Source organism: Amycolatopsis sp. NPDC104587 (assembly GCF_055583645.1).
In genome coordinates this window covers 377,060-399,496 of the sequence record NZ_JBVJNO010000011.1, presented here as the reverse complement: position 1 = coordinate 399,496, position 22,437 = coordinate 377,060, and the positions used below count along the sequence as shown (strand labels likewise).

Genomic DNA, 22,437 nt, shown 5'->3' with positions numbered 1-22,437 from the left:
ATGCCCGGACACACCCACGACGACATCGACTGGGCGGACCGCCTGGCCCAGCTCCGCATGGCCGACACCCTCGACGCCGAAGCCCTGACGCCCGTCGCGGCGCGCTTGGCCGCCCGGCTGCCGGAGCGGCCGGTGGTGGTCGACGTCGGGTGCGGCGCCGGCGGGATGAGCGTGCTTTTCGCGCGCGAGCTCGCCCGCCGTGGCGGGGGCACGATCGTGCTCGTCGACGCAACGCCGAACCTGCTCGCCGAAGCGCGGCGGGCGGTTTCCGAGGCCGCCTCCGAGACGGTCGAAGTGGTGAGCCAGGCCGGCGACCTCGCCGACCCGTCACTGGGCGGCGCGGTGCCTGCCGCCGACCTGGTGTGGGCGTCGGGCGTCGTTCACCACGTCGGTGATCAGCAGGCCGCGCTGCGCACGTTGGCCGGGTTGCTGCGGCCGGGCGGGGTGCTGGCCATCGGTGAAGGTGGGCTCGAGATGCGGTGCCTCCCTTGGGATCTTGGAGTAGGACGACCCGGGTTGGAGCAACGGCTGCTCGCCGCACGGGGCGAGTGGTTCACCCGGATGCGGGCCGGCATCCCGGGCAGCGTCGCCATGCCGTACGGCTGGCCGAACGCGCTTCGCAAGGCGGGGCTCTCGGAGGTCGAGTCGTTCGGCGCGCTCATCGACCACCCGATGCCGGGCTCGGACCTCCTCCGTGAGTACGCGGTGCACCGGGTCGGCTGGCTCGCGGAGTCGGTCGGGGAGTGGCTCGGCGCCTCCGACCGCGAGACCGTCGCGGCGTTGATCGATCCGGACGGGCCGGCCTACCTCGGCAAACGCGACGACCTGTACCTGTTCGGCGCCAAGGCGATCCACTGTGGATGGTCACGGTGAGCGCGCCGGAGCCGGTGGTGTGCTCCCGCTGCGGGGGCACTCGGAGTGCTGACGACGACCCTGTTGCGGCGCTCGCCTGGGTGTCGAGCCGCGAGCGGGGTCGGGTGCGGTGGTTGTGCCCGTCCTGCGCGCGGCAGCACGTGCGGGACATCGAAGGCAAGCTGCCGGACGAGTACTGGTGATCAATCGGCGCTCCTGGGGGAAGGGGTGGCGGTCGGGGTTAGCCCCGGTTTGACCTGCTGATTTGGCAATGCTCGGCCCTGGCCGATCTGCCGAGGGTTGTGGGCTGGACCTTGCGAAGCCGGCCCCGGCGTGCCGAGGCCTGACCTGGCTCGACCTCATCCGGCCCAGGTCGGCTCCGCCTTGACCAAGCGCAGCACTTGTCCGAACGGGCCGCCCCGGGCCAGGCCGGACCTGGCCCGCCGGCTCGGCCTGGCCTGAGGGGGGTCGCCTCAGGCCGGCCGCCGGTGGTCGGTCATGCGTCTCTGTTCAGGCCTGGCGGGCCCTTGGGGTTGGTGGCTGTCATGCCGCGTCTCCGATCGGGGTCATCGGGACCGCTCGGACCCGGGGGCGGGGTGTGCGGGATGCGTCGCCGAACGCCAGGGCCAGCTCTTGGGCCACCTCGTTGGGGACCTGGCGTAGCTGGCGGACCGTGCAGCGGACCAGGACTATGCCCGTTGCCGCCAGGGCTAGGTGGGTGAAGCCGCCTGGTTGGCTTGGGCCGCAGCGGTACTGCCATGCCAAGCCCAGCTCGTCCCACCATGCGTCGGCCTCGCCGATTCTGCGGCCTCGGCGGTCGCAGATCGTCACGTCCCAGTTGGGGGGTGAGAGGTGCGCCGTGTCGAGGATTCGGGTGGCCAGGCCGTGGGCCTGGATCGGGCCTTCGTCCAGTTCGCGGAGCACCTTCCGGACCGCCGATGTGCCGCGCTGGGGTCCGGCGTCCAGCTCCGTCAGCAGCTCCTGCCGATCGCACAGGCCCCAGTAGAGCGGCAGCGTCAGCAGGTGCCGGATGCGCGCCGGGTCGGGTTCGGTGCGGGCCAGGTCGAGCGTTGCGCGGGCCGGCGGGGCGAACGGCAGTCCGTCGATCATCGCCGGTGCCGGCATCCGGGCCGTGCGTGCCGCGCGGACGCCTTCGCACGCCGTCACCCGGCAGTAGTCCGGCACCAGCAGCTGGATCTCGTCGGTCGCCGGGCACTTCACGCCGTGGGCCCGCAGCGCGTCGGCGCCCGTGATCACCACCCGGGGCCCATACCGCACCAGCGCGGCGTGCATCAGCTGCGACCGCGTCGGGGCCGCGTTGCGCAGCAGGACGACACCGGGGTGCAGGCGGCGCCACGGCCCGCCGGGGCCGCAGAGCCGCCGGGTTCTTCGGTCGGACACCCCGGCCCTGCGTAACTGTTCGAGGTTCATCACCTCGCAGCTGCCGGGATTACTGAGGGACAGCGGATCGGTGCACTGAGTAGCAGTCATGCCTCGAGCATGACGGCTCGGCCAACCGGGTGGAACCCCGTTCCCCGCAGCTGTGGACAACTCGCCCGGATCACACCGTTCGCGGGCCGTCCTGTGGACAACTCAGGCGGCGAAACCGGGCTGCCAGCGCTCCACGATGCCGCGGGCGGGGATCTCCGCGTCGAGCTGGCAAAGGATGCCCGTCGACCCCGCCGTCACCCGGTGGATCATCAGGTACTCGGGCGGCAGGTTCAGCGAGCGGCCGACCCGGAAGTCGTTGCCGCGGCTGTCGCCGACGCGCCCCGCCTGCCGCTGCATCCACTTGCGCGTGAAGTGGAACGTCGGCTCGGCCAGCGGCTCGGTGAACGGCGCCAGGTACGCGAGCACCTCGTCCGCGGTCAGGTCGCTGTCCGGTCGGATGAACCGGTTCTCCCGCAGCAGGCGCATCAGGTCGGCGGACTCGCCGTCGAGGGCCAGCCGGGTCATCTCGCCCAGGTGGCGGGGGATGCCTTCGGGCAGCCGCGCGACGCCGCCGAAGTCGATGACGCACAGCCTGTCGTCGGCCGTGATCATGAAGTTGCCCGGGTGCGGATCCGAATGCAGCAGGTGGACGCGCTCGGGGGAGGAGTAGTGGAACTCCGTCAGCAGCCGGCCCGCCAGGTTCCGGGTCTCGCGGTCGCCGTCCGCGATCACCTTCGACAACGGGGTGCCGGTCACCCACTCCGTCACGACGACCTTCGGCGCGCTGGCCACCACCCGCGGCACCAGGATGCCGGGATCGCCGTCGAACGCCTTCGCGAACGCCCGCTGGTGCTGGGCCTCGGCCTGGTAGTCGAGCTCCTCGTTCATCCGCTCGGCGAGCTCCGCCAGCAGCGGCTTGACCTCGGTGCCGGGCACGAACGCCTGGAACAGCCGGCTGAACCGCTGCAGCTGCCGCAGGTCGCTGCGCAGCGCTTCGTCGGCGCCCGGGTACTGCACCTTGACCGCGACCTCGCGGCCGTCGTGCCAGACCGCGTGGTGCACCTGACCGATGCTCGCGGCCGCCGCCGGCTCGTCGTCGAACGAGGTGAACCGGCCGGCCCAGGTGCGGCCCAGCTGCTCGGCGAGCACCCGGTGGGTCTGCCGGGCCGACATCGGCGGCGCGGCCGCCTGCAGCTTCGTCAGCGCCTCCCGGTACGGCTTCGCCATGTCGTCAGGCACCGCCGCCTCGAAGACGCTCAGCGCCTGGCCGAACTTCATCGCCCCGCCCTTGAGCGTGCCGAGCACCTCGAACAGCTGCTCGGCGGCCTTCGCCGAGAGCGTCGCGCTCACCTGCTCCGCGCTCTGGCCCGCCAGCCGCTTGCCCCACCCGCCGACCGCCCGCCCGGCGATCCCGAGCGGGAGACTGGCGAGCTTGGCGGTACGGGCGGCACCCTTGCGCGGCATCGCGGTGTCACGATCGGCTGGGTCGCGGAAGTCGGTCACACCGGCGATTCTGCCTTGCCTCGCCGGAGCCGCGCAGCCTGCTTGCGACGTCTTAGTGGCCTACGTCTCCTGGAGTACGGCCCGCGGACCGCACCCGCAGCGTGGATGCGGTGGCCAGCCGCGGTGGCGGATGCGGCCGTCGAAGGCGTCGATTTCGAGGGTGGTGTTCCACGCCGGTGGCGCCGGTTCGGCCGGTGACAGCAGCCGCATGGCCTGGGCCACGGCCAGCGACGCGCAGGCGTGGACGGCGCCGAGGTCGGGCCGCTGGTGCCGCCCGGCGAGCTGGCCGGCGACGCGGGGCCAGCACGGGTCGAGGTCGGTCCGGTGCAGGTCGGCGCAGCGCAGGCACGAGCTGCGGCCCGGCAGCACCAGCGGCCCGACGATGCCCGTGCCGTCGCGGACGCGCGCCATCAGGTGCGGGACGCCGTCCTCCATCAGCTCGGCGACGGTTTCGGGCGCCGGCACGACGGCGTCGGTGAGCAGCGCCAGGTCCGGGTACCGGTCGTGCAGGCGGGTGACGCGGACGTCCGGATCGACGCGGCGGAGCAGGTCGCCCAGGGCCTGGCGCCGGGGACGGCCCAGGTCCGCGTCGGTGAAGCCGGAGCCGAGGTCGTGCTCGGTGACCGTGCCGGACAGCTGCAGCTCGACGTGCCCGATCCCGGCGTTCGCCAGCAGCACGGCGGCCGCGACCGCGATCCGGCCGTCACCGTGCACCGTGACGGCGGCGGCCCGCCGCCGGTCCGACAGCGCTGTGTGGTGATGATGCGCGCGCAGTGACCAGAGGCCGGTTTCGCCGCGGAAACCCGGCCCGTCGGGGCGGCCGGCGTCGGTGACCAGGCCGAGCGCGGTCAGCTGCCGCAGGAGCGTCCGGAGCTGCTCGCGGTGTTCGCTCTCCGCGAGCAGGATCCGCTCGACGGGCCTGCTGCCGTCGAGCGTGCGCAGGTGCGCGACGAGGTCGGGTGGGAGGCCTTCGACGATCACGCCGTGGCGCGGGTCGAGCCCGATCTGGATCTCGCGCGAGCCGCGTTCGAGCACGGTGAGGCCTGGGAGCAGGGCGGGGTGGGCCGGCAGGAGCACCGGTGGCATGTCCGCGGTGGAGAGGATCATGTCCGCAGGATGGCACCCGGTGGACGCCGGACCGCCCCGGAAGACGCCGGATCGGCCGAGTTGTCCACAAGTGGAACCGCCTGTGGACAACTCGGGTCCGTGACCTCGGCGGACTCGGAGTTGTCGGTGGTTGGCCTTACCGTTGTCGAGTGGTCGAAGCACGGATGCCCTCACTGAGAGGCCGGGGGGACACGAGCCCCCTGTCGGACACACCCGGACACAAGGTCGAAGTGCGGCGCAGCCAGCGCCGGCACCGGACGGTCACCGCGTATTGGAACGACGACACGCTCGTCGTGCTCATCCCCGCGCGGATGACCAGGGCGGAGGAGAAACACTGGGTCGCTGAGATGGAGCGCAAGCTCCAGCGCTCGGAACCACGACGCCCGGCGTCCCCGAAGACGTCGGACGAAGCCCTGCTGGCGCGCTGCGCGCTGCTGTCGGGCAAGTACCTGGGCGGCACCGCGACGCCGGCGAGCGTCCGCTGGGTGCCGCCGATGCGCACGCGGTGGGCGTCCTGCACGCCGGTCGACGCGACCATCCGCGTCAGCGACCGGCTGCGGAAGGTCCCGCCGTGGGTGCTGGACTACGTCCTGGTGCACGAGCTGGCGCACCTGCGCGAGCCCGGCCACGACGCGGCGTTCTGGGCGCTGGTGCGGAAGTACCCGAAGGCGGAACGGGCGATCGGCTACCTGGAGGGCCTGTCGGCCGCTGCCGGGTGGGGGATCTCCGAGGACGACTGATCGGGGTTCCGGACGGGGCCGGGGTGGTTCGCCGGGTGCGGATCACCCCGGCTGCGTTCGGGGCGGGTTGGTGCGCGGGCCGGTGATGCTTGCCGGCCGGGCGGTGGATGCCCTGCGTGCTGATCACGGTCGCGGCGGGTGGGCCGGCGGAGTCCGGTCGGGTTGGCTTGTGAGTTCGCCGCTCGGCTGTGGCGGGTGGGCCAGGGGCCGGGTCATGCTGATCGGTGAGCTCGCCGGCTGCGGCGGCAACTCGCAAGGCGAGGTCAGCCCGGTTGAGGACCGTCGGTCGCCGTGGGCTGGACCTCGGCAGCCGCGCAAACAGAACCGGGCGCCTCGCGGATCGCGAGACGCCCGGCTCACCACGAACTCAACTCTTGCTGTCGCCGTCCTCAGGCGTCTCCTCCGTGGACGAAGACTTCTCCCGCTCTTCGCGCTCCGAACGCTCAGTGCGCTCCAGCTCGGCGATCGGGTCCAGGCCTTCGAGCGAGTCCGTCTCGCCCACTCGCTGGACGAAGTCGATCGGCTCGTCGAGGTCCTCGGCCGTCGGCATCAGGTCCGGGTGGGACCAGAGGCCGTCGCGCTTCTCCACCCCGTGGCGATCGCTCAGCAGCTTCCACAGCGATGACGCCGCTCGCATGCGGCGGGGGCGCAGCTCCAGGCCCACCAACGTTGCGAACGTCTGCTCGGCCGGGCCGCCCGTCGCGCGGCGGCGGCGCAGGGTTTCGCGCAGGGCGTCGGCTCCAGGCAGACGGTCGCCGACCGCCTCGGCCACCACCACGTCCACCCAGCCCTCGACCAGGGCGAGCAGTGTCTCCAGGCGGTTCAGCGCGCCCTTCTGCTCCTCCGTCGTCTGGGGCTCCAGGAGCCCGGACGACATCGCCTCTTCGATGCTCGCCGGGTTGGCCGGATCGATGCGGCCGGCCAGGGACTCCAGTGCCGACGTGTCCACCGAGATGCCGTGCGCGAACTCTTCGACCGTCGCCAGCAGGCGCTGCCGCAGCCACGGCACGTGCGTGAAGAGGCGCTGGTGCGCGGCCTCGCGCGCGGCCAGGAAGACCAGGATCTCGCTGCTCGGCAGCTCCAGGCCCTCGGCGAACTTCTCGATGTTCGCCGGCAGCAGCGCCGACGTCCCGGCCGGGGCCAGCGGCAGGCCGATCTCGGACGCCGTCAGCATCTCCGACGCGAGCTGGGCCAGCGCGTTGCCGAGCTGGGAGCCGAAGGCCATCCCGCCCATCTGCCCCATCATCTGGAGCAGCGGACCGGCCGCCTCTTTGGCCTCCGCCGGCAGCGCCTCCATCCACGCGCCGGAAATCTGGCGGGCGACCGGGTCGCACAGCCGCTGCCAGGTCGGCAGGGTCTTCTCCACCCAGGTGCGCGGCGACCAGGCCACCGCCGACGTCGCGCCGGCCGGGAACTGGGTGGCCGCGTCGAGCCACAGCTCGGCCAGGTGGGCGGCGTCGCGGACGGCGGCGTTCGAGTCGTCTCCGCCGGAGAAGCCGAGACGGCTCTCGCCGGTGTTGCCGGCGCTGCCCAGGGTCTGGAGGGCGATCTGCTTGGCGAGGTCGTAGTTCACCGGCCCGCTGGAAGTACCGGCCTGGCTGAGCATCTGGCCCAGCTGGCTCAGCATCTGCCCGAGCTGGTTGAAGGCCTCGGCGCCGGGCTGCTGCCCACCTTCCGAGGGGTCGTTCTCACCTCGTTTGTCGGGATCGGAAGGTCCGAAGCCGAACGGGGGTTTGCTCATGTGTCCACCGTACGCGGGTCGGGAAGCCTCCAGCGCGTCATGTGCGTGGCCTTCACCGAGAAGCGAACACGGTCACCGTACGCTGTCGGGCGTGACCAAGTCCTCCGAGCAGACCGCGCCCGCGAAGAGCAGCCCGGAACCCGGCGCCGAGCCCGCCGGGGAGGCCCGGCGGATGACCCGCCGCGGCTGGACGCTCGTGGTCAGCGGCTCGCTGTTCCTGATCTTCGTGGTGCTCGGCTCGGTCGTGCCGGTGCCGTTCGTGGCGATCAGCCCGGGCCCGACCTACGACACGCTGGGTCGCGACGCCGCGGGCAGCCCGGTCATCCAGGTGGCCGGTCACCAGACCTTCCCGACCACCGGCGAGCTGCGGATGACGACCGTCTCGCTGCACGACGGCGTCACGCTCTTCCAGGGCCTCGGCTTCTGGGCCAGCGGCCGCTTCGCGCTCGCGCCGCGCGAGGAGTACTTCAAGCCGGGCGAGACGAACGAGCAGGTCAAGCAGGAGAACATCCAGCAGCTGCAGGACTCGCAGTCCAACGCCCAGGTCGCCGCCCTGCGCAAGCTCGGCTACCCGATCAAGGTGCTGGCGAAGCAGATCGTCTCCGGCAGCCCGGCCGACCACGTGCTCGCCCCCGGCGACAAGCTGATCACGGTGAACGGCAAGAAGATCGTCGAAGCCGCGGACGTCCGGGCCGCGCTGGCCGGCACCCTGCCCGGCCAGACCGTGCAGATCACCTTCCAGTCCGAGGGCCAGCCCGAGCGGACCGTCCCGCTCACGCTCGCCTCGCGGCCGGACCGCAAGGAAGGCTTCATCGGCCTCACCGCGGCCGACCGCGCCGAGGCGCCCTTCACCGTGAACATCTCGCTACAGGACGTCGGCGGCCCGTCGGCCGGGCTGATGTTCACCCTGGCCATCATCGACCGGCTCAAGGGCGAGGACATCGCGGGCGGCCGCCACATCGCCGGCACCGGCGAGATCAGCGAAACGGGTGAGGTCGGCCCGATCGGCGGGATCTCGTTCAAGGTGGTCGGCGCGCGCGAGGCCGGCGCCACCGACTTCCTGGTGCCCGAGCACAACTGCGCCGAGGCCAAGACGACCGCGCCCGACGGGCTGAACCTGATCAAGGTGTCCACACTGGACGACGCGCTCGCCCAGCTGGGCAACCTGAAGGCGGGCCGGCCGACGGCGTCCTGCTAGGGCAGCAGCGTGGCCTTCAACGCCTCGAGCAGGTTCGGGGCCAGGTCGGGGCTTTCCACGAGCTCGTCCACGGTTTCGTCGGTGCCCTCGGCGGTGCCGATCCCGCGCAGCCGCATCACGCAGCCGCCTTCGCCGTCGCGCAGCACCGCGGCCACCAGCCGGGCCTCGGTCCGCCGCGGGTGGTCCGCGGCCGCGCGGCGCAGGCTGTCCGCGTCCGCCTCGGCGACGTCCGGCAGCTCCGACTCCGCGCCCGGCGGGAGCACGATGATCTCCTGGGCCAGCGCGCACCCGATCACCAGGTCGGGCCACGCGATCCGGCCCAGCGCCTCGGCGAGGTCGCCTTCGGGCAGCGCTTCCTGCGCCACCGGCGTCAGCGGGTTCGCGCGGTCCAACTGCCCGGCCAGCTCCGGCTGCTCGTCCAGCAGCGCCGCCGTCGGCACCAGCGCGAACAGCTGCGGGGGCTGGTTCCAGCCGCCCGCGGCCATGAACTCCTCGATTTCGCGGGCGAGAGCGGCCACGCCGGCCTGCTGCGGTTCCATGCGCACATCGTGTCAGGCCGGTCTCCGCGACACCGCCGCGAGTCCGGTTTGGGCGGGTCCCGGGAACTTCACCCGGCATCCGTAGAGTTAGGGAACCAGGGGGCGCACGCGCCCCTGCTCAAGTGTTGAACTAAGACAGGAGCGTGTGCCGTGGCGACTCGGCCCCCGGTGAGCCTGCCGAAGCTGTCCCGGCGGAGCCGGATCCTCCTCATCATCGCCGCGGTGATCGTGCTGGCGCTCCTGCTCGGAGCCCGCTTGCTCGACACGTACGTCGACTGGTTGTGGTTCGGGGAGGTCGGGGCGCGTTCGGTGTTCACCACCCAGGTGGTGACGCGGATCATCCTCTTCTTGGCCGTCGGGCTGCTCGTCGGCGGCGCGCTCGCGGTCAGCCTGATGATCGCCTACCGGACCCGCCCGGTGTTCGTGCCGATCTCCGGCGCCGACGACCCGCTGGCCCGCTACCGGTCCGCGATCGTCGCCCGGATCCGCCTCTTCGGCATCGGCATCCCGGTGCTGACCGGCCTGATCGCCGGGCTGTCCGCGCAGGGCGACTGGCAGGTCGTGCAGCTGTTCCTCAACGGCACCACGTTCGGCCAGACCGACCCCGAGTTCGGCAACGACGTCGGCTTCTACGCCTTCAGCCTGCCGTTCTACAACTGGCTGCTGGGCTGGCTGTTCATCACGGTCGTGATCTCCTTCTTCGGCGCGCTGATCTCGCACTACGTCTTCGGCGGCATCCGGCTGGCCGGCAAGGGCGGCCAGCTCGCCGGCCCGACCCGCGCGCAGCTCGCCATCACCGTCGGCGTCTTCGTGCTGCTGAAGGCCGCGGAGTACTTCTTCGACCGGTACAACCTGCTGCTGTCCGACCGGAACATGCCGCTGTTCGTCGGCGCCACCTACACCGACCTGAACGCGGTCCTGCCCGCGAAGCTGATCCTGTTGTGCATCTCGGTGATCTGCGCGATCGCGTTCTTCGCCGGCGCCTTCCTGCGCAACCTGCAGCTGCCGGCGATCGCGCTGGTGCTGCTGATCCTGTCGAGCATCCTGGTCGGCGTCGCGTGGCCGGCCATCCTCGACCAGTTCTCGGTCAAGCCCAACGCGAACGAGAAGGAAGCGACGTCCATCCAGCGCAACATGGACGCCACGCGCAAGGCGTTCGGCCTCACCGACGTCCAGTACCAGCCGTACACGGGCAAGACCGACGCGACACCGGCCCAGATCAAGGCCGACACCGGGACGATGTCGAACATCCGGCTGCTCGACCCGAACATCCTCTCCGACACCTTCACCCAGCGCGTCGGCCGTGAGAACTTCTACGGCTTCCCGGCCAAGCTGGACATCGACCGCTACACGGTCAACGGCGTGACGCAGGACTACATCGTCGCCGCCAAGGAGATCAAGACCGAGGGCCTCACCGGCAACCAGACCAGCTGGATCAACAAGCACCTCGTCTACACGCACGGCAACGGCTTCGTGGCCGCGCCCGCGAACACGATCGACCGCGCGGTCAAGGACGCCAACTCCGACGGCGGCTACCCGATCGCGACGACCAGCGACACGCAGAACCCGACCGGCGCCGGCTCCACCGGCGGCGCCCCCGGCATCGAGGTCAAGCAGCCCCGCATCTACTACGGCGAGCTGTCCGCCGCGGACTCCGACTACGCCATCGTCGGCGGCCAGGGCGCGCCCGGCGAGTACGACACCGCCACCGACCGCTACAACTACAACGGCAGCGGCGGCGTCTCGGTCGACAACTGGTTCAACCGCCTGGCCTTCGCCGCGGAGTACGGCGAACGCAACATCCTGTTCTCCGACGCCATCGGCGACAACTCGAAGATCATGTACAACCGCGATCCGCGCGACCGCGTCAGCAAGATCGCGCCGTGGCTGACCCTCGACGGCGACCCGTACCCCGCGGTCGTCGACGGCAAGATCCAGTGGATCATCGACGGCTACACGACGATCAACAACTTCCCGTACTCGCAGCAGACGCAGCTCAACGCGGCCACGAACGACTCCCTCAACGGTGTCGCCCGGCAGGCCAACAGCTCCATCAACTACATCCGGAACTCGGTCAAGGCCACCGTCGACGCCTTCGACGGCACGGTGAACCTGTACTCGATCGACGACAAGGAACCGGTCCTCAACGCCTGGGAGAAGGTCTTCCCCGGGCTCGTGAAGCCCAGCTCCGAGATCTCCCCGGACCTGCGGGCGCACTTCCGCTACCCCGAGGACCTCTTCAAGATCCAGCGGGAGCTGCTGTCGCGCTACCACGTCAGCAACCCGCAGGAGTTCTACTCCCAGCAGGCGTTCTGGAGCGTCCCGCAGGACCCGACCGCCGAGGGCGGCGCCAACCCGGCCGCGGCCGGCGCCGCCAACCAGCCCGGTTACTACGTCCTCGCGGACACCCCGGGCCAGAGCAAACCGACGTTCCAGCTGACGAGCTCCCTCACCGGTCTCCAGCGCCAGTACCTCGCGTCCTGGATGTCGGTGTCCTCGGACGCCGCCGACTACGGGAAGATCCGCGTCCTCCAGCTACCCAGTGCGGCGACCGGGGCCACCCAGGTCGACGGCCCGGTCCAGGTCCAGAACCGGTTCCAGAGTGATCCACGCGTCGCGCAGGACCGGACGTTGTTCAACAACCCCAACGTCATCCCCATCTACGGCAACCTGATCACGCTGCCGGTCGCCGAAGGGTTCCTCTACGTCGAACCCGTCTACATCCGGCAGCGCAACCAGAACAGCTACCCGCAGCTTGCCCGCGTCCTCGTCTCCTACGGACCCAAGGTCGGCTACGGCGCCACCCTCCAGGAAGCCCTCGACCAGGTCTTCGGCGCCGGCACCGGCGAAGCCACGACCACACCGCCCCAAGCCGGGCAGCCGACGACCACACCGCCCACCACCACACCCACGACCACGCCGACCACCACCCCGCCGCCCAACACCGGCGGCGGCAACACCGCCCTCGACAAGGCGGTGACGGACCTCGACGCGGCGCTCGCCAAGCTCAAGGCGGCGCAGCAGTCGGGCAACTTCACCGACCAGGGCGCGGCGCTGACGGCGTTGCAAGCAGCCGTCCAGGAGTACCAGACGGCCAAGTCCCAATCGGCCACGACCGGCAACCCACCACCCAGCAGCCAGCCGGGAAGGTGACCTCGGCAACGCTCATGGCACCTGCTTTGCACCCCCGCGAAACCAGGGCGTAAGGTGGGTGTCACGACGCGGGGTGGAGCAGCTCGGTAGCTCGCTGGGCTCATAACCCAGAGGTCGCAGGTTCAAATCCTGTCCCCGCTACGGATGCAGGAGGCGTGTGCTCGCGGAAATCGCGAGCCGCGCCTCCTTCGCATTTGTCCCGGGGGTCGGACCCCCGGACCCCCGCCAGGGGGGCTTCGCCGCCCCTGGACTCCCCGGTGTGTGGTTGCGTCAGGACTTGAGCCAGCTTTTTGTGGATCCTGTTGTGCTTGCTATGTAGCCGTCTGGGCGGACCAGGACTCTCGTTAAATCGCGCCAGGGGAGGGTTGGTACCTCGGCTACGACTACCTCTGTGTGGGGTGGGAATGCTGGGGTTTTTGTCAGTAGGACGAACTTTCCACTGTGGAACAAGTTGCTTGCGAAGCCTTTGCCCAGCTTGAAGTCTGGGAGGCGGGCGCCTGCTGCTGGGTGGTTTTCGCTGCTCTTGTAGCGGATGTTGAGGCCGGAGACCATGCCTGACAGCTTGTGCTGGACCTCCGGGAGCGTTGTCAGGTCGCGGAACAGGGCTCGTAGGGCCAGCTGGTCTGGGGTCAGGGGGATCAGGGCGTTCTGGGCCGCTACGTTCTGGAGCACGTCCGATGCGACTGCGCGGCGCTCCTCTTCGTACGAATCCAGCAGGCTTGGTGGGGCGTGGCCGTTCAGTTCTGCTGACAGTTTCCAGCCCAGGTTCATTGCGTCCTGGATGCCCAGGTTCAGGCCCTGGCCGCCGGCTGGGAAGTGCGTGTGGGCCGCGTCGCCGGCCAGGAGGACCCGGCCCACTCGGTACTTCGCCGCCAGGCGGCTGTCGTCCGAGAAGCGGGAGATCCAGCGGATCTCCTTGATCTTTGCTTCTGGGCCGAAGCGTTCTTCGATTGCTGCGTGGACTTCTTCTTCGGGGACTGGGGCTCGGAGGTTGGCTGGGCGGTTCAGGCGGTCGCCGTAGCTCAGGCGGTAGAGGTTTGGTTCGGCCAGGGGGATCAGGCCGATGAACTTGCCCGGGCTCAGGGACGTCACCATGTTGCCCATCGAGCGCCACTCCGTGGGCGCTCCTGGTGGTGTTCGGTGGAAGAGGACGTCGGCCGAGACACCGTGGCCTCGGCCGTCGATTCCTTCGAACGGCAGGTTCAAGGCCTTGCGGACCGTGCTGCGGCCGCCGTCGCAGCCCACCAGGTACGCCGCTCGGATCCGGAGGTCGCCCGCGGTGACCGTCACGCCGGTGGCGTCCGGCTCGAAGCCGGTCAGTTCGTGGCCGCGCAGCACCTTCACCCCCTGCTCGGCCAGGCGCTCCTCCAGCGCCGCCTCGACCTGCGCCTGCGGGATGCCCACCTGGTACGGGTGCCGCGTGTCCCAACCGGCGTAGCTCACCGGGATCACCGCGAAGTGTCCGTCCGCGACAGTCGCGAACGAGCGCTCCTCCGCCCGGCCGAGCAGACCGCGCAGATCCAGCATCTCCGCCGTCCGCGGCTGCAGGTTCAACGCCTTCGACAGCCCGGTGCGGCCGGGCAGCCGCTCCAGGACCACGACGTCCACCCCGGCCAGCGCCAGCTCGTTCGCCAGCATCAGCCCGGTCGGCCCCGCCCCCGCGACGACCACCCCGGCGTTCAGGTTGTCCATCCCCAGCTCCTTAACAACGTTAAATTGACCTGTTCCGAGGATGCCCTTAACATCGTTAAACTGTCAAGCGAGCACCATGAGGAGATCCGGGAACATGGCCCTGACCAGGCAGGACATCGCGCGTTCGGGGCTGAAGCTGCTCAACGAGGCCGGCCTCAACGGGCTCACGCTGCGGCTGATCGCCGCCGACCTCGGGGTCAAGGCGCCGGCGCTCTACTGGCACCTGAAGAACAAGGAGGAGCTGCTCGACGAAATGGCGACGCAGATGTACGCCGACTCCTTCGAGGACCGGCGACCGCCGGACGAGCTGGGGGAGTGGGAGGCCGTCGCGTACCGGGCGCGGGCGCTGCGCGCCATGATGCTGGCCTACCGGGACGGCGGGAAGGTCTTCGCCGGGACCTTCCTCGGCGACACGGGCCTGGTCGAGGAGAGCCCGCTGCGGCGGAGCATCGACGCCGGCCTCGACGCGCGCCGGGCGGCCCAGGCGCTGTTCACCGTGTACAGCTACGTCGTCGGCTTCACGATCGAAGAGCAGGCCGTCTACCCGGTGCCCGGGCAGCTGGACGAGCGCTACCGCACGGAGGCGGCCGGTGACCTCCTCGCCGACGTCGGTTCGCGGTTCGAGGACGGCCTGGTGATGGTCCTCAATGGAGCCCGCCAGTGGCTCGGAGTGGGGTAATGCCTGGTCAGAGCGTTATGCGACCCCGGTGTAAGCGGCGTTGCGACCCCGTGTAATCTATTCAAGTACCACAACGGCGCGGGGTGGAGCAGCTCGGTAGCTCGCTGGGCTCATAACCCAGAGGTCGCAGGTTCAAATCCTGTCCCCGCTACCACGAAGAGGCACGTTCTCGGAAATCCGGGAACGTGCCTCTTTTGTCATGTTCGCACGAGTTTTGCTGCCGACTTTCCCGTGAAACTGTCGAATGACGGCGGATTCCACGATGTGGACCCCGGGCCGGTGCGGTTGCGGTGCGTGTCCGGAGTCGGCCAAGCCGGGGAGGGCCGCCCGGCGAACTCACCTGCCTGGTGGTTGCCGGAGCCGTTCGCATGCGGCTGGTCGGACCAATGCGTGGCCCTGGTGGTTGCACAGCGTGTCCGCGGTCCACTGTGGACCTGCTCGCATTGGGCCGAACGAGGGGATCTCACTAGCCACAATGGACAGATCCGCTGACCACTGTGGACACAGCCGCCGATAAGTGGGAATCTAGGGGACGTGTCCGAATTGAATGCAACAGCCGCCGCCCTGCTCGGTCTGCTCCACGACGGTCCCGCCACCGGCGGGCAGCTCGTCGCGGGGGCCGGTGAGCGGTTCGGTGCCTTCTTCAGCGTCACCCGCAGCCAGGTGTACCGGGAGCTCCCGGCGCTGTCCAAGGAAGGCCTCGTCCGGCTCGGCAAGCAGGGCCCGCGCTCCAGCCAGCAGTACCTGATCACCGCGGCCGGGAAGAAGGCCTTCAAGGCCTGGCTGACCTCCGAGGCCGGCCCCGACCACCTCCGCAGCCCGCTCATCCTGCGGCTCGTGCACGCGGGGTCGCTGACCGCGAAGCAGCGTCAGACGCTGCTCGAGTCGGCGCGGACGAGCTATAGCCAGCAGCTCGACGACGCGAAGACGGCCACCAAGGCCGCCGACGGGCCGTACGAGAAGGCTGTCGCCGAGTTCGCCCAGGCGCAGGCGAAGGCCGCGCTGAAGCTGCTCGACGCCATCCCCGCGGCCTGAGGTTCGCACTCCCACGACCGGTCCTCGCAACCGGTCGTGGGTTTTGCCGTAACCTCGACAAACGTGAGTGATGAGTTCGACGCGGCACTGAAGGACCTGACCGGCAAGCTGACGCAGATCGAGTCGGTGATGGACCTGGATGCGCTGCGTGCCCAGGTGGCCGACTTGGAGCAGCAGGCTTCGAGCCCGACCCTGTGGGACGACCCGGAGGCGGCCCAGAAGGTCACCAGCCAGCTGTCCCACCGGCAGGGCGAGCTGCGGCGGGTCAGCGACCTGCGCCAGCGGCTCGACGACCTCGGCGTGCTGTACGAACTCGCCGAGGCCGAGGGTGACGCCGGCAGCATGGGCGAGGCCGAAACCGAGCTCGCCGACCTCGGCAAGGCCGTCGACGGCCTCGAGGTCCGCACCCTGCTCTCCGGGGAGTACGACGACCGCAACGCCGTCGTCACGATCCGGTCCGAGGCCGGCGGGGTCGACGCGGCCGACTTCGCCGAGATGCTCCTGCGCATGTACCTGCGCTGGGCCGAGCGCCACGGCTACCCGACCGACGTCTACGACATCTCCTACGCCGAAGAGGCGGGCATCAAGTCGGCTACGTTCAAGGTCACCGCCCCCTACGTCTACGGCACCCTCTCGGTCGAGCAGGGCACCCACCGGCTCGTCCGGATCTCGCCGTTCGACAACCAGAGCCGCCGCCAGACGTCGTTCGCGCACGTCGAGGTGCTGCCGGAGGTCGAAGAGGTCGACCACGTCGACATCGCGGAGAAGGACATCCGCGTCGACGTCTACCGCTCGTCCGGCCCGGGTGGACAGAGCGTCAACACGACCGACTCCGCGGTGCGCATCACGCACCTGCCGACCGGCATCGTCGTCTCCTGCCAGAACGAGAAGTCGCAGCTGCAGAACAAGGCCGCCGCGCTGAAGGTCCTCCAGGCCCGGCTGATGCTGCGCAAGAAGGAAGAGGAGCGCGCCGAGATGGACGCGCTCAAGGACGGCGGCTCCAGCTGGGGCAACCAGATGCGTTCCTACGTCCTGCACCCGTACCAGATGGTCAAGGACCTCCGGACCGACTTCGAGGTCGGCAACCCGAGCGCGGTCCTCGACGGCGAGATCGACGGTTTCCTGGACGCCGGCATCCGCTGGCGCAAGCAGTCCGCGGCCGTTTAGCGGCGCAAGGGGTGTTCGTGCGACCGCTCACCGTGCGCAAACGCCCCTTGCTCCACCCGGGTGGCCCGGGCAACCGGGGCTTCACGAGACCGGTGGGTAGTATGCCGAATCGTGATCCGGCTCGAAGAGGTTTCCAAGGTCTACAAGACCTCGACGCGGCCCGCGCTCGAGCGGGTGTCCGTCGACATCGAAAAGGGTGAGTTCGTCTTCCTCATCGGTCCCTCGGGATCGGGGAAGTCGACCTTCCTCCGGCTGCTGCTGCGCGAAGAGACGCCGAGCAAGGGCCGCGTGATGGTGTCCAACTTCGACGTCGCCAAGCTGGCCCGCCGCCGGGTCCCCCGCCTGCGGCAGACCATCGGCTGCGTCTTCCAGGACTTCCGCCTGCTGGCCAACAAGACCGTCGCGGAGAACGTGGCGTTCGCCCTCGAGGTCATCGGCAAGCCCGGCCCGACCATCAAGAAGGTCGTGCCCGAGGTGCTGGAGCTCGTCGGCCTCGACGGCAAGGCCGACCGGCTCCCCAACGAGCTCTCCGGTGGTGAGCAGCAGCGCGTCGCGATCGCGCGCGCGTTCGTGAACCGGCCGCTGGTGCTGCTCGCCGACGAGCCGACCGGGAACCTGGACCCCGACACCAGCCAGGACATCATGCTGCTGCTGGAGCGGATCAACCGCACCGGCACCACCGTCCTGATGGCGACCCACGACCACGGCATCGTGGACTCCATGCGGCGCCGCGTGGTCGAGCTGCAGCTCGGCCGGGTGATCCGCGACGACGCCCGCGGCGTCTACGGCATCGGTCGCTGACCGCCCACCTCCGCCCAGCCCCCGACCCCAAGGACCAGTCCCCGACATGCGCGCCAGTTTCGTCTTCAGCGAGGTCATCACCGGCCTGCGCCGCAACATCACGATGACCATCGCGATGATGCTGACCACGGCCGTGTCGCTCGCCATGCTCGGCGGCGGCCTCCTGGCCGTGCGAACGATCGACAAGATGAAGTCCAACTTCCTCGCCGACGTCGAGGTTTCGGTCTACCTCACCGACGACATCAGCTCGACGGACAAGAACTGCACCCAGGCGCTCTGCCAGTCGCTGCGCTCGGACCTGCAGGGCAACGACGGTGTCGAGTCGGTCGTGTTCGAGAACCGCGACCAGGCTTTCGAGCGCTTCAAGAAGATCTTCGAAAGCCAGCCGGAGCTGGTCCAGCTGACCGGACCGGAGTCGCTGCCCGCGTCACTGCACGTGAAGCTGAAGGACCCGGACCGCAGCGAGTCGATCGTCCAGGAGTACTCGACCAAGCCGGGTGTGCGGAAGGTCGACGACCAGAAGAAGTTCCTCGACCGCGTCTTCAACGCCTTCAACGGTGTCCGCAACATGGCGTTCGGCGCCGCGCTCATCATGGCCATCGCGGCGCTGCTGCTGATCGCCAACACGATCCAGGTGTCGGCGTTCACCCGGCGCACCGAGGTCGGCATCATGCGGCTTGTCGGCGCGACGCGGTGGTACACGCAGCTGCCGTTCCTCCTGGAGGCGGTGGTCGCCGGCGTGGTCGGCGCGGTCCTCGGGATCATCATGCTGGTGCTGACCAAGGCGAGCTTCCTCGACTCGGTGTTCACCGGCGACGTCTTCCCGAAGATCACCATGCTGGAGCTGCTGTTCCCGGTCGCACCCATCCTGCTGGGCGTCTCTGTGGTGATCTCCGCCATCACCGGTTACGTCACGCTGCGGCTGTACGTCCGGCACTAGGTTTAACCAGCTGCTCGTCGCTTCGAGAATCACGTAGAGTGGTCGTATGCCCAAGGAACGTGGCCAGAAGGTGATCGTGTCGAACCGCAAGGCGCGGCACGATTACTCCATTCTCGACACCTACGAGTGCGGTCTCGTGCTCGTCGGCACCGAGGTGAAGAGCCTGCGCGAGGGCAAGGCGTCCCTGGCGGACGCGTTCGCGACCGTCGACGACGGCGAAGTGTGGCTGCGCAACGTGCACATCCCGGAGTACACGCAGGGCACGTGGACCAACCACATGCCGCGGCGCACCCGGAAGCTGCTGCTGCACCGGCGCGAGATCGAGAAGCTCATCGGCAAGACCAAGGAGAGCGGGCTCTCGCTGGTGCCGCTGTCGATGTACTTCAAGGACGGCAAGGTCAAGGTCGAGATCGCGCTGGCGCAGGGCAAGAAGGCCTACGACAAGCGGCAGACGCTCGCCAAGCGCGACGCGGAGCGGGACATCAGGAAGGCCATGGGCCGCGCGCTGAAGGGCCGGTTCACGGAGTGACGGCGGGCCCGGCTTCCGACGCCGACGTCGCGCGCTGGACGGCGTCGCTGGGCCTGCCGGGCCTGGTCGACCTGCACGTCCACTTCCTGCCGAAGCCGGTGATGGACAAGGTCTGGGCGTACTTCGACCAGGCCTCGACGCACTACGGCACCGACTGGCCGGTGCACTACCGGACGTCCGAAGAGGAACGTCTGGCGACCCTGCGCTCGCTCGGGGTGACGCGGTTCGCGCCGCTGGTCTACCCGCACAAGCCGGGGATGGCCGAGTGGCTGACGGACTGGGCGCTGGAGTTCGCCGCGCGGGTCCCGGACGCCGTGCCGACCGGCACGTTCTACCCGGAGGAAGGCGCCGGGTCCGCTGTGGACGGTGCGCTGCGAGCCGGCGCCCGGGTGTTCAAGGCGCACGTGCAGGTGGGCGCGTACGACCCGCGTGACGAGTTCCTGAAGCCGGTGTGGGGCTCGCTGGCCGACGCGGGCGTGCCCGTCGTCGTCCACTGTGGACACGGTCCGTTGCGGGGCGACTTCACCGGGTTGGCGGTCTTCGAAGAGGTCCTCGCGCGGTACCCGGACCTGACGGCGGTGCTCGCGCACGCGGCGATGCCGGAGTTCGGCGCCGCTTTCGAGCTGCTCGAGAAGTACCCGCGGGTGCACCTGGACACCACGATGGTCGGGGTGCCGTTCGCGCTGAAGATGTCGCCGCTGCCGCCGGACTGGACGGCGCGGCTGGCCGCGTACGCCGACCGCGTGGTGCTCGGCACGGACTTCCCGAACATCCCGTACTCCTACGCCACACAGCTGCAGGCGATCGCCGGCTGGGCGGCCGACGATCGCCTGGGGGAGCCGTTCCTGCGGGCCGTCCTGCACGACACCCCGCTGCGCCTCGTGAGTGGTAATTAGGGTTCTAACCCGAATTATCACTCACGACCGGCTCAGCGCTTGACGGCTGCGCGCTCGCTCACCACGACCGCGCGGCCGAGCAGGTCGGTCACCGGGATCTGCTTGCCGGCCAGGAGGAACCCGGCCGTCGCGAGGACCACCCACGGCACCGGTCCGTGCACGATGCCGTCGGACAGCGGGGCGAAGCCGTGCGCGGCCAGCCCGAGCAGGCCGCCCGAGATCATCAGCCCGGCGACGACCAGCTGCGGCAGCCTCGCCGTCACGACCGCGGTGTCGCGCTGCGTCTCGAAGTGCGCGAACAGCCGCAGCAGGCCGAGCAGCACCAGCCCGCAGACCGCGAACCACGCGGGCGCCATGACCAGCCAGAACACCGTGCCCGGCGCCGGGGTCCGGTAACCGAGGCCGTACACCGTGATCCCCGAGACGACGATCAGCGCCGGCATGTGCCAGAGGTAGACGCTCATGAACCGCGCGCCGAGCCAGCTGAGCGCGGAGCCGACGCCGGGGCGTTCGGCGAGCGCGTTGAGCTGCGGGCGGAAGGCGAGCAGCAGGCCGATCTGGCCGACGGCGAGGAACGCGAGCAGCACGGTGGGCGGGCTCATGTTCGACACCGGCGCGCCCGGCATGCCGATCATGCTGGCCGGGTACGGGCCGAACGCGACCATCAGCGCGGTGACGCCGAACCCGGCGGCGGACAGGCCGAGCGCGGCCCGGCGGGTGAGCGAGCCGAGGCGGCCTTCGACGTAGTGGAAACCGAGCTGGTGGACGGCGACCCAGACGAAGATCGCGTTGGCGTACCCGAGGTAGCCGAGGTCGTTGAAGCGCGCGACGTCGACGAGGATGCCGGCCGCGCCCATGACCAGCGGCACCTTCAGACCCCAGCGCCGGTGTGCGGCGACCATCAGCGGCGTCAGGAGCACGACCAGGACGTACACCGCGAGGAACCACAGCAGCTGGGCGGCGATCGCGCTGGCGACCTGCAACGGCTGGGGCGGGACGCCGAGGCCGCGCAGGAAGTCCGGCATGACCAGCCAGACCGCCATCAGCGGCAGCACCGGGACCATCAGCCGCCGGATGCGCGCGGCGAGCCACTGCCGGGGCGAGCCGGCGCGGCTCAGCGAGATCAGGTTGGCGGCGCCGCCGGCGAAGAAGACCAAGGGCATCACTTGGCTCAGCCAGGTGACGACCCACCACCCCGGCGTCGCGAGGGCGTTCCCGGTGGCGAGGTGGCCGTCGGAGTAGGACAGCACCGGCATGACCCAGTGCTGGGCGATGACGGCGAGGATGGCCCCCGCCCGGACGACGTCGAGGAAGCGGTCCCGGCTTGTTTGCATGCCGTTGAGCTTGGTCGCTTCGACCTGGGGAAACAGCGGTGCTGACCGGCGTCTTCGAGGTCCTGTCAGCCCCCGGCGGACCCGGGGGTTCTCCCTACCGCCGGTTGTCCGGCTCGGGTTCGTGCCGGCTCGCGGCGACGCGGTACTCCCAGCCGTGCTCGGTGAGGCCGAGCTCGTACCGCGTCTCGATCTTCGGGCCGGTGTGCAGGTGGATGTGCTTGATGACGGTGCCGGGCACCGGCTCGGCGTCCCCGAGCTCCTGGACCCGGCCGTCGAGCGGGCCGCCGAAGAAGCGGACGCAGCGGATCTCGTCGGACATCTGCGCGCTCCTCTCGACGTCAGGTCCGCCCATGGTAGGTGAGCGGTGCGAGGGGTGCCGCCCGCGGAACGGGTGACCCTACGAACACCCTACGGGACTTTTGGTCACCGTATGTGCGCTCAACGGCCCAGATAAGTGAGGACCGCACGAACGCGACGGTGCTCCTCCGCGCTCGCCTCCAGGCCGAGCTTCGAGAAGATGTTGCCGATGTGCTTCTCCACCGCGCCGTGCGAAACCACGAGGGAGTTCGCGATCGCCGTGTTGGACAGGCCCTGGGCCATCAGGCCGAGGACCTCCGACTCGCGGGCGGTCAGCGCGTCGAGGGGGTTGCGGCGGCCGCGGGCCATCAGCTGGGCGATGACGTCCGGGTCGATCGCCGTGCCGCCTGCCGCCACGCGGCGGACCGCGTCGAGGAAGTCCGCGACGTCCGCCACGCGCTCCTTCAGCAGGTAGCCGACCCCGCCGGCGCCGCCCGACAGCAGCTCCACCGCGTACGACTCCTCGACGTACTGGGAGAGCACCAGCACCGGGAGCCCCGGGATCTCCTTGCGGGCCGCCAGTGCGGCACGCAGGCCTTCGTCGGTGAACGTCGGGGGCATCCGGACGTCCACGATCGCCAGGTCAGGGCGATGTTCCTTGACCGCGCCCAGCAGGTCGTCCCCGTTGTCGACGGCCGCGGCCGTCTCGATGCCCTCGTCGGCGAGCAGGCGCGTGACCCCCGCCCGCAGCAGGACGGCGTCTTCGGCGATGACTACCCGCATCCGGCCCCCAAGCTCGTGGA

At 70.0% G+C, this 22,437-nt stretch carries 21 protein-coding genes and 2 tRNA genes; 14 read left to right on the top strand and 9 right to left on the bottom strand.

The features are described from left to right. On the top strand, positions 1-873 hold the full coding sequence (locus ACZ61C_RS32845; RefSeq protein WP_465311737.1) for a class I SAM-dependent methyltransferase: 873 nt from the start codon (positions 1-3) through the stop codon (positions 871-873). Further along, positions 870-1,055, top strand: coding sequence for a hypothetical protein (locus tag ACZ61C_RS32840; protein WP_465311763.1), 186 nt, complete (start codon positions 870-872; stop codon positions 1,053-1,055). Before ACZ61C_RS32845 ends, ACZ61C_RS32840 begins: the two co-directional genes overlap by 4 nt. A 340-nt stretch (positions 1,056-1,395) precedes the next feature. Here the strand turns inward: ACZ61C_RS32840 and ACZ61C_RS32835 are convergent, their stop codons facing one another. The 3 genes from ACZ61C_RS32835 to ACZ61C_RS32825 form a co-directional block, all read right to left on the bottom strand. Next, positions 1,396-2,283: a hypothetical protein gene (locus tag ACZ61C_RS32835; RefSeq protein ID WP_465311736.1), complete on the bottom strand. Its 888-nt coding sequence runs from the start codon at positions 2,281-2,283 to the stop codon at positions 1,396-1,398. A gap of 162 nt (positions 2,284-2,445) precedes the next feature. After that, complete coding sequence (locus tag ACZ61C_RS32830; RefSeq protein WP_465311735.1) at positions 2,446-3,786, bottom strand: ABC1 kinase family protein; 1,341 nt, start codon at positions 3,784-3,786, stop codon at positions 2,446-2,448. Positions 3,787-3,846: 60 nt separating this feature from the next. Further along, positions 3,847-4,893: a ThiF family adenylyltransferase gene (locus ACZ61C_RS32825; RefSeq protein WP_465311734.1), complete on the bottom strand. Its 1,047-nt coding sequence runs from the start codon at positions 4,891-4,893 to the stop codon at positions 3,847-3,849. 230 nt (positions 4,894-5,123) lie between these two features. Here ACZ61C_RS32825 and ACZ61C_RS32820 point away from each other — a divergent pair, with 230 nt between their 5' ends. Further along, positions 5,124-5,633: a M48 metallopeptidase family protein gene (locus ACZ61C_RS32820; protein ID WP_465311733.1), complete on the top strand. Its 510-nt coding sequence runs from the start codon at positions 5,124-5,126 to the stop codon at positions 5,631-5,633. A gap of 367 nt (positions 5,634-6,000) precedes the next feature. Here the strand turns inward: ACZ61C_RS32820 and ACZ61C_RS32815 are convergent, their stop codons facing one another. Next, a complete protein-coding gene (locus tag ACZ61C_RS32815; protein WP_465311732.1) occupies positions 6,001-7,374 on the bottom strand; it encodes a zinc-dependent metalloprotease in 1,374 nt (457 codons plus the stop codon). 172 nt (positions 7,375-7,546) lie between these two features. On the opposite strand from ACZ61C_RS32815, the gene ACZ61C_RS32810 reads away from it, so the two are divergent. Beyond that, positions 7,547-8,572 (top strand): YlbL family protein, encoded by a 1,026-nt coding sequence (locus tag ACZ61C_RS32810; RefSeq protein ID WP_465311762.1) that lies wholly within the window; start codon positions 7,547-7,549, stop codon positions 8,570-8,572. Here the strand turns inward: ACZ61C_RS32810 and ACZ61C_RS32805 are convergent. Next, entirely contained in the window at positions 8,569-9,111 is a 543-nt protein-coding gene (locus tag ACZ61C_RS32805; RefSeq protein ID WP_465311731.1) for a PPA1309 family protein, read from the bottom strand. The genes ACZ61C_RS32810 and ACZ61C_RS32805 overlap by 4 nt on opposite strands. A gap of 150 nt (positions 9,112-9,261) precedes the next feature. On the opposite strand from ACZ61C_RS32805, the gene ACZ61C_RS32800 reads away from it, so the two are divergent. After that, positions 9,262-12,264, top strand: coding sequence for a UPF0182 family protein (locus ACZ61C_RS32800; protein WP_465311730.1), 3,003 nt, complete (start codon positions 9,262-9,264; stop codon positions 12,262-12,264). Positions 12,265-12,331: 67 nt separating this feature from the next. After that, positions 12,332-12,405 (top strand) — tRNA-Met (locus ACZ61C_RS32795). Positions 12,406-12,534: 129 nt separating this feature from the next. On the opposite strand, the gene ACZ61C_RS32790 is transcribed toward ACZ61C_RS32795, so the two are convergent. Further along, positions 12,535-13,956, bottom strand: coding sequence for an FAD-dependent monooxygenase (locus ACZ61C_RS32790; RefSeq protein ID WP_465311729.1), 1,422 nt, complete (start codon positions 13,954-13,956; stop codon positions 12,535-12,537). A gap of 94 nt (positions 13,957-14,050) precedes the next feature. On the opposite strand from ACZ61C_RS32790, the gene ACZ61C_RS32785 reads away from it, so the two are divergent. From ACZ61C_RS32785 to ACZ61C_RS32750, 8 genes are all read left to right on the top strand, one after another. Then, entirely contained in the window at positions 14,051-14,635 is a 585-nt protein-coding gene (locus tag ACZ61C_RS32785) for a TetR/AcrR family transcriptional regulator C-terminal domain-containing protein (protein WP_465311728.1), read from the top strand. A 77-nt stretch (positions 14,636-14,712) separates the two neighbouring features. Beyond that, positions 14,713-14,789: transfer RNA gene (locus ACZ61C_RS32780), tRNA-Met, on the top strand. Positions 14,790-15,169: 380 nt separating this feature from the next. Further along, the gene (locus tag ACZ61C_RS32775) at positions 15,170-15,670 is read left to right on the top strand and encodes a PadR family transcriptional regulator (RefSeq protein ID WP_465311727.1); all 501 of its coding nucleotides are present in this window, start codon (positions 15,170-15,172) and stop codon (positions 15,668-15,670) included. Positions 15,671-15,733: 63 nt separating this feature from the next. Continuing rightward, the gene (gene prfB / locus ACZ61C_RS32770; protein WP_465311726.1) at positions 15,734-16,837 is read left to right on the top strand and encodes a peptide chain release factor 2; all 1,104 of its coding nucleotides are present in this window, start codon (positions 15,734-15,736) and stop codon (positions 16,835-16,837) included. A 111-nt stretch (positions 16,838-16,948) separates the two neighbouring features. Next, a complete protein-coding gene (ftsE, locus tag ACZ61C_RS32765; protein WP_155544587.1) occupies positions 16,949-17,638 on the top strand; it encodes a cell division ATP-binding protein FtsE in 690 nt (229 codons plus the stop codon). A 46-nt stretch (positions 17,639-17,684) separates the two neighbouring features. Further along, positions 17,685-18,578 carry a permease-like cell division protein FtsX gene (ftsX, locus tag ACZ61C_RS32760; RefSeq protein WP_465311725.1) on the top strand — a complete coding sequence of 298 codons (894 nt, stop codon included), beginning with the start codon at positions 17,685-17,687 and terminating at the stop codon, positions 18,576-18,578. A gap of 46 nt (positions 18,579-18,624) precedes the next feature. Beyond that, positions 18,625-19,107 carry an SsrA-binding protein SmpB gene (gene smpB, locus ACZ61C_RS32755; RefSeq protein WP_043776590.1) on the top strand — a complete coding sequence of 161 codons (483 nt, stop codon included), beginning with the start codon at positions 18,625-18,627 and terminating at the stop codon, positions 19,105-19,107. Next, complete coding sequence (locus ACZ61C_RS32750) at positions 19,104-20,003, top strand: amidohydrolase family protein (protein WP_465311724.1); 900 nt, start codon at positions 19,104-19,106, stop codon at positions 20,001-20,003. Before smpB ends, ACZ61C_RS32750 begins: the two co-directional genes overlap by 4 nt. 32 nt (positions 20,004-20,035) lie before the next feature. Here ACZ61C_RS32750 and ACZ61C_RS32745 read toward each other — a convergent pair whose 3' ends face one another. The 3 genes from ACZ61C_RS32745 to ACZ61C_RS32735 form a co-directional block, all read right to left on the bottom strand. Beyond that, a complete protein-coding gene (locus tag ACZ61C_RS32745) occupies positions 20,036-21,337 on the bottom strand; it encodes an acyltransferase family protein (RefSeq protein WP_465311723.1) in 1,302 nt (433 codons plus the stop codon). 94 nt (positions 21,338-21,431) lie between these two features. Next, positions 21,432-21,656, bottom strand: coding sequence for a hypothetical protein (locus tag ACZ61C_RS32740; protein ID WP_465311722.1), 225 nt, complete (start codon positions 21,654-21,656; stop codon positions 21,432-21,434). Positions 21,657-21,775: 119 nt separating this feature from the next. Next, positions 21,776-22,417, bottom strand: a complete 642-nt coding sequence (locus ACZ61C_RS32735) for a response regulator transcription factor (RefSeq protein WP_465311721.1) — start codon at positions 22,415-22,417, stop codon at positions 21,776-21,778. Between the last annotated feature and the right edge of the window lie 20 nt (positions 22,418-22,437).

Coding starts and splice junctions, on each gene's coding strand:
- ACZ61C_RS32845 (WP_465311737.1), top strand. CDS start 1: ATGCCCGGACACACCCACGACGACATCGACTGGGCGGACCGCCTGGCC.
- ACZ61C_RS32835 (WP_465311736.1), bottom strand. CDS start 2,283: ATGAACCTCGAACAGTTACGCAGGGCCGGGGTGTCCGACCGAAGAACC.
- ACZ61C_RS32825 (WP_465311734.1), bottom strand. CDS start 4,893: ATGATCCTCTCCACCGCGGACATGCCACCGGTGCTCCTGCCGGCCCAC.
- ACZ61C_RS32815 (WP_465311732.1), bottom strand. CDS start 7,374: ATGAGCAAACCCCCGTTCGGCTTCGGACCTTCCGATCCCGACAAACGA.
- ACZ61C_RS32810 (WP_465311762.1), top strand. CDS start 7,547: ATGACCCGCCGCGGCTGGACGCTCGTGGTCAGCGGCTCGCTGTTCCTG.
- ACZ61C_RS32805 (WP_465311731.1), bottom strand. CDS start 9,111: ATGGAACCGCAGCAGGCCGGCGTGGCCGCTCTCGCCCGCGAAATCGAG.
- ACZ61C_RS32790 (WP_465311729.1), bottom strand. CDS start 13,956: ATGGACAACCTGAACGCCGGGGTGGTCGTCGCGGGGGCGGGGCCGACC.
- ACZ61C_RS32785 (WP_465311728.1), top strand. CDS start 14,051: ATGGCCCTGACCAGGCAGGACATCGCGCGTTCGGGGCTGAAGCTGCTC.
- ftsX (WP_465311725.1), top strand. CDS start 17,685: ATGCGCGCCAGTTTCGTCTTCAGCGAGGTCATCACCGGCCTGCGCCGC.
- smpB (WP_043776590.1), top strand. CDS start 18,625: ATGCCCAAGGAACGTGGCCAGAAGGTGATCGTGTCGAACCGCAAGGCG.
- ACZ61C_RS32745 (WP_465311723.1), bottom strand. CDS start 21,337: ATGCAAACAAGCCGGGACCGCTTCCTCGACGTCGTCCGGGCGGGGGCC.
- ACZ61C_RS32740 (WP_465311722.1), bottom strand. CDS start 21,656: ATGTCCGACGAGATCCGCTGCGTCCGCTTCTTCGGCGGCCCGCTCGAC.
- ACZ61C_RS32735 (WP_465311721.1), bottom strand. CDS start 22,417: ATGCGGGTAGTCATCGCCGAAGACGCCGTCCTGCTGCGGGCGGGGGTC.